The 13,839-nt window shown below is 72.2% G+C and carries 15 protein-coding genes; 13 read left to right on the top strand and 2 right to left on the bottom strand.

Annotated elements, in window-relative coordinates:
- The first annotated feature begins 147 nt into the window (after positions 1-147).
- The 10 genes from LX83_RS04665 to pqqB all read left to right on the top strand — a co-directional run bounded on the left by LX83_RS04665 (position 148) and on the right by pqqB (position 8,369).
- Positions 148-1,164, top strand: coding sequence for an AfsA-related hotdog domain-containing protein (locus tag LX83_RS04665; RefSeq protein WP_253767406.1), 1,017 nt, complete (start codon positions 148-150; stop codon positions 1,162-1,164).
- Positions 1,157-1,825: an HAD family hydrolase gene (locus tag LX83_RS04670; RefSeq protein WP_253767408.1), complete on the top strand. Its 669-nt coding sequence runs from the start codon at positions 1,157-1,159 to the stop codon at positions 1,823-1,825. The genes LX83_RS04665 and LX83_RS04670 overlap by 8 nt, the downstream gene beginning before the upstream one ends.
- Positions 1,822-2,526 (top strand): SDR family oxidoreductase, encoded by a 705-nt coding sequence (locus LX83_RS04675; protein WP_253767410.1) that lies wholly within the window; start codon positions 1,822-1,824, stop codon positions 2,524-2,526. Before LX83_RS04670 ends, LX83_RS04675 begins: the two co-directional genes overlap by 4 nt.
- A gap of 83 nt (positions 2,527-2,609) precedes the next feature.
- Entirely contained in the window at positions 2,610-3,164 is a 555-nt protein-coding gene (locus LX83_RS04680; protein WP_253767412.1) for an ester cyclase, read from the top strand.
- A 120-nt stretch (positions 3,165-3,284) separates the two neighbouring features.
- Positions 3,285-4,940 carry an outer membrane protein assembly factor BamB family protein gene (locus LX83_RS04685; protein WP_253767414.1) on the top strand — a complete coding sequence of 552 codons (1,656 nt, stop codon included), beginning with the start codon at positions 3,285-3,287 and terminating at the stop codon, positions 4,938-4,940.
- A 35-nt stretch (positions 4,941-4,975) separates the two neighbouring features.
- A complete protein-coding gene (gene pqqA, locus LX83_RS04690; protein WP_253767416.1) occupies positions 4,976-5,119 on the top strand; it encodes a pyrroloquinoline quinone precursor peptide PqqA in 144 nt (47 codons plus the stop codon).
- Between the two features lie 150 nt (positions 5,120-5,269).
- Complete coding sequence (gene pqqC / locus LX83_RS04695) at positions 5,270-6,037, top strand: pyrroloquinoline-quinone synthase PqqC (RefSeq protein WP_253767418.1); 768 nt, start codon at positions 5,270-5,272, stop codon at positions 6,035-6,037.
- Complete coding sequence (pqqD, locus tag LX83_RS04700; RefSeq protein ID WP_253767420.1) at positions 6,034-6,327, top strand: pyrroloquinoline quinone biosynthesis peptide chaperone PqqD; 294 nt, start codon at positions 6,034-6,036, stop codon at positions 6,325-6,327. The genes pqqC and pqqD overlap by 4 nt, the downstream gene beginning before the upstream one ends.
- 61 nt (positions 6,328-6,388) lie before the next feature.
- Complete coding sequence (pqqE, locus tag LX83_RS04705; protein WP_253767911.1) at positions 6,389-7,441, top strand: pyrroloquinoline quinone biosynthesis protein PqqE; 1,053 nt, start codon at positions 6,389-6,391, stop codon at positions 7,439-7,441.
- Positions 7,442-7,463: 22 nt separating this feature from the next.
- On the top strand, positions 7,464-8,369 hold the full coding sequence (pqqB, locus tag LX83_RS04710; protein ID WP_301327624.1) for a pyrroloquinoline quinone biosynthesis protein PqqB: 906 nt from the start codon (positions 7,464-7,466) through the stop codon (positions 8,367-8,369).
- A gap of 18 nt (positions 8,370-8,387) precedes the next feature.
- Here the strand turns inward: pqqB and LX83_RS04715 are convergent, their stop codons facing one another.
- Complete coding sequence (locus tag LX83_RS04715) at positions 8,388-9,452, bottom strand: TIGR03617 family F420-dependent LLM class oxidoreductase (RefSeq protein ID WP_253767424.1); 1,065 nt, start codon at positions 9,450-9,452, stop codon at positions 8,388-8,390.
- A 38-nt stretch (positions 9,453-9,490) separates the two neighbouring features.
- Entirely contained in the window at positions 9,491-9,628 is a 138-nt protein-coding gene (locus tag LX83_RS04720) for a hypothetical protein (protein ID WP_253767426.1), read from the bottom strand.
- 410 nt (positions 9,629-10,038) lie between these two features.
- On the opposite strand from LX83_RS04720, the gene LX83_RS04725 reads away from it, so the two are divergent.
- The 3 genes from LX83_RS04725 to LX83_RS04735 are packed head-to-tail and all read left to right on the top strand — an operon-like array spanning position 10,039 to position 13,787.
- A complete protein-coding gene (locus LX83_RS04725; RefSeq protein WP_456356008.1) occupies positions 10,039-11,700 on the top strand; it encodes an acyl-CoA carboxylase subunit beta in 1,662 nt (553 codons plus the stop codon).
- Positions 11,701-11,714: 14 nt separating this feature from the next.
- Positions 11,715-11,954 (top strand): acyl-CoA carboxylase epsilon subunit, encoded by a 240-nt coding sequence (locus tag LX83_RS04730; protein ID WP_253767428.1) that lies wholly within the window; start codon positions 11,715-11,717, stop codon positions 11,952-11,954.
- A gap of 54 nt (positions 11,955-12,008) precedes the next feature.
- Complete coding sequence (locus LX83_RS04735) at positions 12,009-13,787, top strand: acetyl/propionyl/methylcrotonyl-CoA carboxylase subunit alpha (protein ID WP_253767430.1); 1,779 nt, start codon at positions 12,009-12,011, stop codon at positions 13,785-13,787.
- The last annotated feature ends 52 nt before the right edge of the window (positions 13,788-13,839 follow it).

The following is a 13,839-nucleotide window of genomic DNA, read 5'->3' on the forward strand; positions in this document are numbered from 1 at the left end:
GTTGACATGGTTTTGACCGTCCTCTGCCAGTGTGTTCCGGGAAATGGCCGGAAAACGTGCGGTGTGCCGTCCCCGGCGGTGTCCCACGCTGGTGACCTCGACCAACGAGCCGACTGACGTGCTGTGCGAGGGGAGCGCGAAGTAACGATGACCGTCAGTATCGAGTCCGTTGACCGCCTGGAGCAGGTGGCCGGGCTGAGTTTTCTGCGCACCGTTGACCGCACGCTGGTGCACCGTTCGGCGGTGGCCGAGGTCTTTGTCACGGACATGTGCCGGATCGCTGACTACCAGTACGTGGCCGGTGCCCAGCTGCCGCTCACCCACGGCTACTACAACGACCACGTCCAGTCGACCGCACTGTTCGACCCGCTGTTGTTGGCCGAGGCGAGCAGGCAGGCCGGGATCTGCGGCGCACACCTGTGCGGAGTGCCCAGACAAACCGCGATCCTGGTCAACACCTTTTCGCTGGAACTGGCCAACCTCGACGCGCTGGCGGTCGGTCGCGCCCCGGGGCGACTGCGGATCGACTGCGCCTTCCAGCCGCTGCGGGTCCGGGCCGGCAAGCTGCGCAGGGGCATGGTCGAGCAGCAGCTGTACGTGGCCGACCGCCGGGTCGGCCAGCACCGGATGGAAGTGCAGTTCCTCAGCCACACCGAGCACGACGCCCTGCGCCACGCGCAGCGGGGCAGTGCCGCGCCGTCCACCGCCGACCTGGCCGACGTCCCGCACCTGCGGCAGGTCGCGCCGCACCTGGTGGGCCGGGCCCACCCGCTGAACGTGGTGCTGGCCGACCCGGTGGAGGTGGACGGCCAGCTGCGGGCACTGGTCCGGCCCCGGCTGGGCAACCGGGCGATCTTCGACCACGACTACGACCACCTGCCGGCCATGTCCCTGGCCGAGGCCGCCCGCCAGCTGGCCCTGATGTCGGTGGACGACGGCACCGGCGCGGTGGCCGCGCGCACCCACCTCGGCTCGGTCGGCGGGGACTTCCTGCGCTTCGCCGAACTGGACGAGCCGGTGTTCGCCGCGACCCCGCGCACCCCGGCCGGCGCGCCCGAGCGGGTGGCGGCCAGGACGGTCACCTTCACCCAGTCCGGCGCCGAGATCGCCCGCATCACCCTGACCCTCGTTCCCTCGTCGCTGATCGGAGCCTTGGATGACTAGTTCGCCCGACCCGACCGTGCAGGCGGTCTGGACGGACTTCGGCGGGGTGCTCACCCCGCCGATCGCCCACACGTTCACGCGTTTCTGCACGGCGATGGAACTCGACCCCGAGCCGCTGATGAAGGCGATCATGAAGGTCACCGCGACCTACCAGACCGACGACATCATGCTGCCGCTGGACACCCCGCTGGTCACCGAGCAGGAGTGGCTGCGCCAGGTCGGCGAGGTGCTGCGCGCCGACACCGGCATCGAGGTGCGGCTGAGCACGCTGGCCGACGCCTGGTTCGACGGCCGCGAGACCAACACCGCCTGGGTGCAGCGGTTGCGGGAACTGCGCTCGCGCGGGCTGTTCGTGGGCCTGCTGTCCAACATGGTGCCGGCCTGGGACGCGCACTGGCGGCGGATGGTGCCCGCGAGCGAGTTCGACGACGTGCTGCTGTCCTTCGAGATCGGTCACCGCAAGCCGGCCAGGGAGGCCTTCGACCTGGCCGTGCGGCGCTCCGGGATCGCCGCCGAGCACAGCGTGTTCGTCGACGACCTGGACAGCAACTGCGCGGGCGCGGAGGCGGCCGGGTGGCGCGCGATCCACTTCACCGACACGGCGACGGCCATCACCCTGCTGGACACGTTGCTCGGCGAGCGGGCCGGAGCGCTGCGATGAGCCGTTCGGTACTGGTCACCGGGGGAAACCGGGGCATCGGCCTGGCCGTGGCGCGGGCGTTCGCCGACGCCGGCGACAAGGTGGCGATCACCTACCGGTCCGGCGAACCGCCCGCGGGGCTGTTCGGGGTGCGCTGCGACGTGACCGACACCGACTCGGTGGAGGCCGCCTTCGACGAGGTGCGCGCCCAGCACGGGCCGGTCGAGGTGCTGGTGTCCAACGCCGGCACCACCCGGGACGGACTGCTGGTCGGCATGTCCGAACAGGACTTCTTCGACGTGGTCAACACCAACCTGCTCGGCGCCGTGCGGGTGGCCAAGCGCGCCAGCCAGGACATGGTGCGCGCCCGCTGGGGCCGCGTCATCTTCATCGGCTCCACCACCGCGTTCTGGGGTGGGGCCGGGGTCACCAACTACGCGGCGTCCAAGTCCGGGCTGGTCGGCCTGGCCCGGTCGCTGGCCTGGGAACTGGGGCCGCGCAACATCACCGTCAACGTGGTGTACCCGGGGATCATCGACACCGACATGGGCGACACCATCACCGGCAAGGCCCGCGAGCACGTCATCAACAACACCGCGCTGCGCCGCGTGGGCACGGTCGACGAGGTGGCACCGGTGGTGCGGTTCGTGGCCAGCGCCGAGGCGAGCTACGTCACCGGCGCCCTCATCCCGGTCAGCGGCGGCAACGGCATGGGCCACTGAGGCACCTGCCCCGCACGACCGCGCCCCGAGGGGCGCGCGCACTGTCCACAGCAGACCACCAGTCGGCAGAGGAGAAGCAGGAGATGTCCGAGCACACCGAGGGCGCGGCCGCGCGGGTCCCGCAGGACCTGCGGAACACGGCAGCGCAGATTCCGCCGGAGATCCTGGAGGTCGCCCTGGGCGTCAGCCGGGTGTTCGCCACCCTGGACGAGGAGGCGGCGCGCCGCTACATCGCGCCGGACTTCGTCGACCACGAGGCGTCCCCCGGCGTGGGCGGCGGGCCGCAGGGCTACCTGACCACCGCCCGCTACATGCGCACCGCGTTCTCCGAGGCCACCTGGCAGCCCGACGACTTCTTCGCCTTCGGCGACCGGTTCGCCGTGCGGGTCACCTTCAGCGGCCGGCACACCGGCGAGTTCCTGGGCGTGCCGCCCACCGGCAACGAGGTCAGGGTGCAGCACCTGCACTTCTACCGGGTGGCCGGCGGCCAGGCCGTGGAGCACTGGGGCGCCAGGGACGAACTGAAGCTGCTGCGCCAGATCGGCGTGTTCACCCCGGACCACCCCACCCCGGCCGACGCCGGTGCCGCCCTGTTCGCGGCCGAGCAGGCCGCCGGAGCGCCGTCGTTGGCCGGCTGACCCATCACCGGCCACCGGTGTCCCGCACGCCTGTTGCCCTCGGCGCGGCCGACTCCCGGCCACCGTCCGATGTGGAGCGTGCCAGGCACTGGGGGCCACACCAGGAAGGAACCTCTTTTGATGGCCCGTGCTCGAAACTGGATCCACCGCCTGGCCAGCGGGCTCGGCGTCGCCGCGGCCGTCGTGGCCACCACGGTGGCCGTGGCACCGGCCGTGCCCGCCGCCCCTGCCGCACCCGCGGCCCAGGACGCGGCGGCAGGCCAGGACGCCGGCACGCTCGGACTGCCGCTGACCCAGTGGGCGGTGGGTGGGCAGAACATCCACAACACCCGCTCCAACCCGTTCGAGACCACCATTTCCCCGGCCAACGCCAACAAGCTCGCGCTCAAGTGGAGCCTGGAGACCGCCGGTGACACCACCGCCACGCCCGCCGTCGTCGGCGGCGCGGTGTACTTCCCCGACTGGGGCGGGTACTTCTACAAGGTCGACGCCAAGACCGGCAAGCTGATCTGGAAGCACAAGATCTCCGAGTACAACGGCGTCGAGGGCGCGGTGTCGCGCACCGCCCCGATCGTCTCGGGCGACACCGTCTACATCGGGGACCAGCCGCCCGGCAAGCCGGCCAACGGCGCGCACCTGATGGCCATCGACACCGCCACCGGCAACCTGCGCTGGATCACCAGGGTGCACCCGCACCCGGTCGCCGCGCTCACCGGTGCCGGTGTGCTCCACAACGGCGTGATCTACCAGGGCGTCTCCTCCCGCGAGGAGCCGCTGTCCACCCTGCCCGGGTACGTGTGCTGCACGTTCCGCGGTGCCGTGGTGGCGGTGGAGGCCAGGACCGGCAAGATCCTGTGGACCACCTACACGATCCCGGACAACGGGGGCGTGCCCGGCGGCTACGCGGGCGGCTCGGTGTTCGGCACCACCCCGGTGGTGGACCCGATCCGGCGCACCATCTACGTGGGCACCGGCAACAACTACATCCTGCCGGCCGAGGTGAAGCGGTGCCAGGAGGCGGGCGGCACGCCCGAGCAGTGCCTGTCGCCGGACAACCACATGGACTCCATCCTCGCCCTGGACATGGCCACCGGGCGGATCAAGTGGGCCCAGGGGGAGCGGCGCTTCGACGACTGGAACGCCGGCTGCCTGCCCGGCTACCCGAGTCACAACTGCCCGGACAACAACGGCCCCGACTACGGGTTCGCCGCCGGGCCGCAGCTGTTCTGGACCAGGGGCGCCGACGGCCGCATCCGGCAGGTGCTGGGCGCCGGGGAGAAGAGCGGCGACTACTGGCTGCTCAACCCCGACGACGGCAGCGTGATCTGGCGCAAGGCCACCGGCCCCGGCGGCATCCACGGCGGCATCGAGTGGGGCACCGCCACCGACGGCCAGCGCGTCTACATCGCCCAGGCCAACACCGACCGCACCCCGTGGACGCTGCCCGACGGGCGGACGGTGACCTCCGGCAACTTCTCCGCGGTCGACGCGGCCACCGGCAAGGTGGTCTGGCAGATCCCCGACCCGGCCGGCGGCGTGCTGCTGGGCGCGGTCACCGTGGCCAACGGGGTCTTCTACGCCGGCTCGGAGAAGGGCAACATGTACGCCATCGACGCCAGGACCGGCAAGATCCTGTTCGACTACGTCGGTGAGGGCAGTTCGGTCGCCGGCCCCGCCGTGGTGAACGGCACGGTGTACTGGAGCAACGGCAAGACCAGTTTCGGCGAGGGCCACAACGGCAACACCTTCTACGCCTTCTCCCTCGGCGGCCGGTGACCCGTGTTCCACCCCAGCACGCAGAGAGGTGCCTGATGGCGGACAAGCACACCGCGGTCGATCCGGTTGTCCAGACGTCGGTCCAGGCCGATGTCTCGGCTCGCCCGCACTGGCAGCGGCCGGAGATCGAGGACTTCGAGACGGCCATGGAAGTGACGGCCTACGTCGCGCGCCGGTAGTTGGCCGCCCGTGGGGGACCCTGGGTGGACGGCGATGTCCGCAGTGGACGGACACCAGCCGGGGTCCCCCCTTTTTTTCACGCCCCGCGATCCCCGTCGTCCGACCAGCGCCCCGCGTGCAAGGCGGGGCGCGGTGAGGAGTGCGCCACCATGTCCGTCGAGCCGAGTCCGGACCCGGCACCACTGTCCACAGGGGAGTTCGTGGCCCGGCTGCGCGCGTGCGGCCAGCGCTACTGGGCCGATCACCCCTTCCACGTGCGGTTGCGCCAGGGCGGGCTGAGCCCGGACGAACTGCGTTCGTGGGTGGCCAACCGCTGGTACTACCAGAAGAACCTGCCGGTCAAGAACGCGGCGATCATCGCCAACTGCCCGGTCGTGGCGGTGCGCCGAGCCTGGCTGCACCGCATCGCCTTCCAGGACGGCACCGAGCCGAACACCGGTGGCCTGGCCGACTGGCTGGACCTGGCCGAGGCGGTCGGGCTGAGCCGGGCCGAGGTGCTCGACGAGCGGCACGTGCTGCCCGGGGTCCGCTTCGCGGTCGACGCCTACGTCACCTTCACCCGCACCCGGCCGTGGACCGAGGGGATCGCGGCGGCGCTGACCGAGCTGTTCTCCCCGACGCTGATGCGCGACCGCGTCGCGGCGTTCCGGGAGCACTACCCGTGGATCGCGCCGGCTGGCTACACCTACTTCGAGTCCCGCATCGCGGAGGTCGGCTCGGACGCCGAGCACACCCTGCGCCTGGTGGTCGAGCACTGCCGCACCCGGGCGCGGCAGGACGCCGCCGTGGCGGCGTTGACCTTCAAGTGCGACGTGCTCTGGTCCATTGTGGACACCATCGAGCACGCGACGGCCTGCCGGGGACACCGAGCGGCCGCCGCGGCCGAGCGGCCGAGGCCACTGGTGAGCGCCGGATGAGCGAACAGTCCACGCCGCAAGCCCACTCCGGGGGCCGGCCGGTGCTGCGGCGCGGCGTCCGGCTGGTGCACGACCCGGTCCGCGACCGGCACGCCCTGCTCTACCCCGAAGGCGTGCTGTTGCTCAACCACACCGCCGCGGCCGTGCTGCGCCGCTGTGACGGCGCCACCAGCACCGAGGACATCATCGCCGGACTGGCCGCCGACTACCGCGACGTGGCCCGGCCCGACGTCACCGACCTGCTCGACCGGCTGCGCGACCGCCGGCTGCTGGAGGTGCGCCGTGGCTGACCACCACCTGACCGAGCACCACGGCCCGACCGAGCGCCACGGCGTGGACCGGCCCCTGGGCATGCTGGCCGAACTCACCTACCGGTGTCCACTGCACTGCGGGTACTGCTCCAACCCGGTGGAGCTGGCCGCCTACCGCGCCGAACTGACCACCGAGCAGTGGTGCGCCGCCATCACCCGGGCCAGGGCGTTGGGCGTGCTGCAACTGCACCTGTCCGGCGGCGAACCACTGGTGCGCGGGGACCTGGTCGAGCTGGTCGCCTGCGGCGCCCAGGCCGGCTGCTACGTCAACCTGGTCACCAGCGGGCTCGGGCTGACCCGGGCCCGGATGGCGGCGCTGGCCGAGGCCGGGCTGGCGCACGTGCAGTTGAGCGTGCAGGACGGCACACCCGAATCGGCCGACCGGATCGCGGGAACCCGCGCGTTCCACCGCAAGCTCGCCGCGGCCGAGCTGGTGCGCGCGCACCAGCTGCCGCTGACCGTGAACGCCGTGCTGCACCGGGGCAACGCCGACCACGTGGACCGGATCGCCGAGTTGGCCGCCCGGCTGGGCGCCGAGCGCCTGGAACTGGCGCACACCCAGTACTACGGCTGGGCGCTGCGCAACCGGGCCGCGCTGCTGCCGACACCGGCGCAGGTGGCGCTGGCCGCCGAGCAGGTGGCCCGGGCGCGACAGCGGTGGGGCGGGGTGATGGACATCGTGCACGTGGTGGCGGACTACTACGAGAGCCAGCCCAAGCCGTGCATGAACGGCTGGGGTCGGCGGCAGTTCACCGTCGCCCCCAACGGCGACGTGCTGCCCTGCCCGGCCGCCGCCCAGATCCCCGGCCTGGGCATCGAGAACGTGACCCGCCGGGACCTGGCCGACATCTGGTGGTCGGGCCCGGCGTTCGAGCGCTTCCGCGGCACCGACTGGATGCGCGACCCCTGCCGCGGTTGCGTCCGCCGGGACGTCGACTTCGGCGGCTGTCGCTGCCAGGCCTTCCAGCTGCTCGGTGACGCCGCCGCCACCGACCCGGTCTGCCAGCTCTCACCGCACCACGACCTGGTTCGGCAGCTGCTCGCACCGGCCACCCAGCCGGCGATCCAGCCGCTGCCCCGGCCGTCCAGGTGACAGCACCGTCCGAAGTGGAGGGATGATCGTGCGGGTACGGGTACTGGGCAGCGCCGCCGGCGGCGGCGTGCCGCAGTGGAACTGCGCGTGCGCGCAGTGCACGCGGGCCAGACGGCAGGGCGCGGGCGCGTGGCGCGGCCAGGACGCGCTGGCCGTGGCCGGCAGCGAGGGCTGGTTCCTGGTCAACGTCTCCCCGGACGTGCGCGCCCAGGTGCTGGCCACACCCGAGCTGGCGCCGGGGCCGGGCCGGCGCCAGACACCGCTGCGCGGCGTGCTGCTCACCGACGCCGAACTCGACCACACCCTGGGCATCGCCGCGCTGCGCGAGGGCAGCGCGCTGGACGTGCACGCCAGCCCGGTGGTGCTGCGCGCGTTGACCGAGGGCTTCCCGGTGCGCACCCTGCTGGCCGGCTACGGCGGCCTGCGCTGGCACGCGGTGCTTCCCGGGCAGCCCATCCGGCTGGCCGCCGAGCTGACCGCCACGCCGATCGCGCTCGGCCACAAGCGCCCGCGCTACGCGGCCGCCCTGCCGGCCGGCCCGGAGTGGGTGCTGGCCTACCGGTTCCACGACACCAGCACCGGCGGTGTGCTGGTCTACGCGCCGGGCCTGGCCGAGTGGTCACCGGCCTTCGACGCGGCCGTGGCCGGGGCGGACTGGGTGATCCTGGACGGGACGTTCTGGCGCGACGAGGAGCTGGCGCACAGCACGGGCGAGCGGACCGCAGCGACCGCGCGGCAGATGGGGCACCTGCCGATCGGGGGCGAGCACGGGAGCCTGCGCCGGCTGGCCCACCACCCCTCGGTCCGGTTCTGCTACACCCACCTGAACAACACCAACCCGGTGTTGGACGCGGCCGGCCCGGAACGCGCCCAACTCACCGAGGCCGGTGCCCAGCTGGCCGAGGACGGCCAGCTGCTGACACTGTGACCGAACTGGACAGTCCGATCAGGACACGGCCAGCCGCGCGGCGGCCTCGGTCTGCCTGGTCTGCTGCTCCTGGAGCCGGCGCAGCTCCTGGTAGACCGGCAGCCAGGCGGCCGGGTCGCTGTTGTGCGGCGAGTAGAACGACAGGCTGGTCACCAGATCGCCGTAGCGGGCCAGGATCTCCGCGGCCACCTGCTTGGGCTCACCGACCACGGCGATGGTGTTGAGCACGTCGTCGTCGATGGCCGAGGCCATCTCGTCGACGCGGCCCTCGGCGGAGAGCCGGTGCAGCTCCTCGCGCAGCTCGCTCAACCCGTGCAGGTCGAGCAGGTGGCCATAGGTGGGGGTGGCCACGTAGAAGGCGATCTGCTCGCGGATCCTGGCGATCGAGGTGGCCATCTCCTCCTCGGTGGTGCCGGTGGCGACCATGGGCGCGGCGTGGATCTCGAAGCCGTCCATGGACCGGCCCGCCCTGGCCCGCCCGCGCCGCAGCGCCGGCAGCGACACCTCCTCCAGGAACCGCCTGGTGCTGATGTTGTGCGCGATCAGCCCGTCGCCGACCTCCCCGGCGACCTCGGTCATCACCTCGCCGACCGCGGCCAGGTACACCGGCGGCGGACCGTAGGGGTTGGGGCCGGGGTTGAAGAACGGCACCATCAGGGTGTGCCGGTAGAACTCGCCCCGGAACCGCAGGCGTTCCCCGGTGGCGAAGGTGTGCCAGATGGCGCGCATGGCCAGCACGTACTCGCGCATCCGGGCCGCCGGGTGCGACCAGGGCATGCTGAACCGCCGGGTGATGTGCGCCTTGAGCTGTGAGCCCATGCCCAGGACGAACCGGCCGCCGGAGACCAGGTGCAGGTCGTTGGCGAGCATGGCGGTCGTCATCGGGTTGCGCGCGAACGCCACGGCGATGCCGGTGCGCAGCGCCAGGCGCTCGGTGCGCTGGGCCGCGACGGCGAGACCCACGAACGGGTCGTACTGGACCTCGGAGGTCCACAGGGAGTCGTACCCGGTATCCTCGATCTCCCGCGCGGTGTCCGCCAGCGCGGTGGGGGAGACGGAGATCGTGTGGTAATCGATCCTCACGGTTCTGCCCTCACGGTTCTGCCCTCACGGTTCGGTCCTCACGATTCTGGTCCGCACAGTGCTGCCCCTCGCCCTTCCACCTCTTCGCCGGGGATCTCCCCGGGCGTGCCCGGCAACCGCTGTTCGGCGCGGGCCGCCACGATTTCCGGCGCGGCCTCGAAATCGACGTCAGCCATGACATCACCCGAGTGCCCGCCAGGCCATGCCTCAAAAGGAGAACAGCGGCTGTGCCCTAAGATCCCGCTGCTTCTCCAGAAGAACGAACAGGCCTGTCCGGTGTGTGTCCGACCGGTTGCCCAGCCCGCTCGTCAGAACCATCGGGACTCCTGTAGCCGCAGTTCAGCGCCATCGTTCGGAATTTTGTGATATTGCGTGTTCCGTGCGCGGGGAACCCGGTGAAAGTCGTTTCGGAAAGCGGCGCCGAACGTCTGCCGGAACCCGTTTCGCGGATTTGATCCGAGCTTGAACCAGGTTCTATCCGATGCGGGGATCATCCGAAGACGGATCGTCACGTGGACGATCTACGCCGAGCAGCGCCGAGGGGCCGGCACGCATCGGTGGTTTTGACATTCGGGAGTGTGCGGTCATGACAACTGTCGACGACAGGAACACCATTCGGGGGGCACGGCTGGTCGATCCCGCCGAACTGCCGGCCGACCCGTTTCCGCCCGAGCAGGCCGAGCGCGGCCCGGCGGAGACGTCCATGCGCGGCCGGGTGGCCGAACTCGGCGGGATCCGCGAGTCCCTGCGGCTGGGCCCCGGCGCCAGGGCGACCGAGGCGCAGCACGCGCGCGGCAAGCTCACCGTGCGCGAGCGGCTGGAACTGCTGCTGGACGACGACTCGTTCGTGGAGATCGAGGGGCTGCGCCAGCACCGCGCCGTCGGCTTCGGCATGGAGGACAAGCGCCCGTCCGGGGACGGGGTGGTCACCGGCTGGGGCACCATCGACGGGCGCAAGGTGTTCGTCTACGCCCACGACTTCCGCGTGTTCGGCGGCTCGCTCGGCGAGGCGCACGCGCAGAAGATCCACAAGGTGATGGACCTCGCCGAGTCCGTGGGTGCCCCGCTGATCAGCCTGAACGACGGCGCGGGCGCGCGCATCCAGGAGGGCGTCACCGGACTGGCCGGCTACGGCGGCATCTTCCAGCGCAACGTGCGCGCCTCCGGGGTGATCCCGCAGATCAGCGTGATGCTCGGGCCGTGCGCGGGTGGCGCCACCTACTCGCCCGCCCTGACCGACTTCGTGTTCATGGTCCGCAGGACCTCGCAGATGTTCATCACCGGCCCGGACGTGGTGCAGGCGGTGACCGGCGAGTCGGTCAGCCACGAGGAGCTGGGCGGCGCGGACGTGCACGCGGCCGAGTCCGGGGTGGCCACCTTCGTCTACGACGACGAGGTGAGCTGCCTGCAGGACGTGCGCTACCTGGTCTCCCTGCTGCCCAGCAACAACCAGGAGCTGCCCCCGGTGGAGCCGACCGACGACCCGCCTCGGCGGCGCAACGACGTGCTGCTCGACCTGGTGCCGGCCGACCCCAACCAGCCCTACGACATGCGCGAGGTCCTCGCCGAGGTGGTCGACGACGGCGAGTTCTTCGAGTTCCACCAGCGTTGGGCGGCCAACATCATCTGCGCGCTCACCAGGATCGGCGGCCACGTGGTCGGGGTGATCGCCAACCAGCCGCGGTTCCTGGCCGGGGTGCTCGACATCAGCGCCTCGGAGAAGGCGGCCCGGTTCGTGCAGACCTGCGACGCGTTCAACATCCCGCTGGTGACCCTGGTCGACGTGCCCGGGTTCCTGCCGGGTACCGCCCAGGAGCACGGCGGCATCATCCGGCACGGCGCCAAGCTGCTCTACGCCTACTGCGCGGCGACCGTGCCCCGCATCCAGCTCATCCTGCGCAAGGCCTACGGCGGCGCCTACATCGTGATGGACTCCCGCTCGATCGGCGCGGACCTGTCCTTTGCCTGGCCCACCAACGAGATCGCCGTGATGGGCGCGGACGGCGCCGCCAACGTGATCTTCCGCCGGGAGATCGCCTCGGCCGAGGACCCCGAGGCGGAACGGACGCGGCTGATCGGCCAGTACCGGGAGGCGTTGATGCACCCCTACTACGCGGCCGAGCGGGGCCTGGTGGACGACGTCATCGACCCCCGCCAGACCAGGGAGGTGCTGGCGCGAGCCCTGGAGGTGCTGCGCAGCAAGCACGCGCCGACCCCGTTCCGCAAGCACAGCAACCCCCCGATGTGACCGGCGGTGCCACCATGCCAGCTCATCCTCTGTCCACACCGGACGCGACTGTCGACCCCAGCGCGGTGTCGGCCCTGCGGGTGACCGGCCGGCCCGACGACGACGAACTCGCCGCCGTGCTGGCGGTGCTGCGCGCGCTGGCCGCCCGACCGCCCGCCGGGCCCGTGCCCGCCACCGCCCGGGCCCGGCCGGGGTGGACGCGGCCGGCCCGCTACACCGCACCCGGCGCCTGGCTGTCGTCGTCCGCTCGTTGATCGTCCCGTGTGGCCGCGCGCCGTGGCCGGCGCCGACCAGGAAGGTGGAACACAGTGCGCAAAGTCCTCATCGCCAACCGGGGAGAGGCGGCCGTGCGCATCGCCAGGGCCTGCCGCGACGCCGGCATCGCCAGTGTCGCGATCTACGCCGACCCCGACCGCGACGCCCCGCACGTGCGGCTCGCCGACGAGGCGTTCGCGCTGGGCGGTGACACCCCGGCGACCAGCTACCTCGACATCGGCAAGGTCGTCGCGGCGGCCCGGCGCTCCGGCGCGGACGCCGTGCACCCGGGGTGGGGCTTCCTGGCGGAGAACGCCGAGTTCGCCCAGGCCGTGCTGGACGCAGGGCTGACCTGGATCGGCCCGCCGCCACAGGTGATCCGGGACCTCGGCGACAAGGTGTCGGCGCGGCTGATCGCCCAGCGGGCCGGTGCGCCGTTGACCCCCGGCACCGCCGACCCGGTGGCCGACGCCGGCGAGGTGGTGGCCTTCGCCAGGCAGCACGGCCTGCCCGTGGCGATCAAGGCCGCGTTCGGCGGGGGCGGCCGGGGCATGAAGGTGGCCAGGACGATCGAGGAGATCCCGGAGTGCTACGAGTCGGCCGTGCGGGAGGCCACCGCGGCGTTCGGCCGGGGCGAGTGCTTCGTGGAGCGCTACCTGGACCGCCCGCGCCACGTGGAGACCCAGTGCCTGGCCGACACGCACGGCAACGTGGTCGTGGTGTCCACACGGGACTGTTCGCTGCAGCGGCGCCACCAGAAACTGGTGGAGGAGGCGCCGGCGCCGTTCCTCACCGAGGAGCAGACCGAGGCGCTCTACCGGGCGTCCAAGGCCATCCTGCGCGAGGCGGGCTACGTCGGCGCCGGCACCTGCGAGTTCCTGGTGGCCAGGGACGGAGCCATCTCCTTCCTGGAGGTCAACACCCGGTTGCAGGTCGAGCACCCGGTCAGCGAGGAGGTCACCGGCCTGGACCTGGTGCGCGAGATGCTGCGGGTGGCGGCCGGCGCGGAACTGGGCTACGACGACCCGCCGGTGCGCGGCCACTCGCTGGAGTTCCGGATCAACGGTGAGGACCCCGGCCGGGCCTTCCTGCCCGCGCCCGGGGCGCTGACCGCGTGGCGTCCGCCGGCCGGACCGGGTGTGCGGGTGGACTCCGGGGTCGAGCCGGGCAGCGTGGTCGGGCCGGAGTTCGACTCGCTGCTGGCCAAGCTGGTGGTGACCGGCCGGGACCGGACGCAGGCGCTGCAGCGGGCGCGCCGGGCGCTGGCCGAGTTCCAGGCCGAGGGACTGCCCACCACCATCCCGTTCCACCGCGCGGTGGTGACCGATCCGGCGTTCGTGGCGGACGCGGGCGAGTTCGCCGTGCACACCCAGTGGATCGAGACCGAGTTCCGCAACGAGATCCCGCCGTCCTCGGCCGGCCCGGTGGACACCGAGCGGGGCGGGCCAACCGAGACCGTGGTGGTCGAGGTGGACGGCAGGCGGCTGCGGGTCACCCTGCCGGCCGTGCTCGGCGGCCTGGCCGCCCCGGGCGGGTCGGGGCCTGTACGGGACCGGCCGGAGCGGGCTCGCACCCGGCGGTCCGCCGCCGGCGGGACCGGCCCCGCGGCGGGCGACGGCACCGCCGTGGCCAGCCCGATGCAGGGCACCATCGTGAAGATCGCGGTGGCGAACGGCCAACAGGTCGCCGAGGGGGACCTGCTGGTGGTGCTGGAGGCGATGAAGATGGAGCAGCCGCTCAACGCCCACAAGCCGGGTCGGGTGAGCGGGCTGACCGCCGAGGTGGGCGCCACCGTTCCGGTCGGCACGGTGCTGTGCACCCTGGAGGACTGAGACCGGCTGCGCTCGTGGTGGTCGCCCGCCGACAGCGCTGGGGCGGGCGACA

The sequence above is a fragment of the Goodfellowiella coeruleoviolacea genome (assembly GCF_024171785.1).
In the GTDB taxonomy this organism is placed as follows: domain Bacteria; phylum Actinomycetota; class Actinomycetes; order Mycobacteriales; family Pseudonocardiaceae; genus Goodfellowiella; species Goodfellowiella coeruleoviolacea.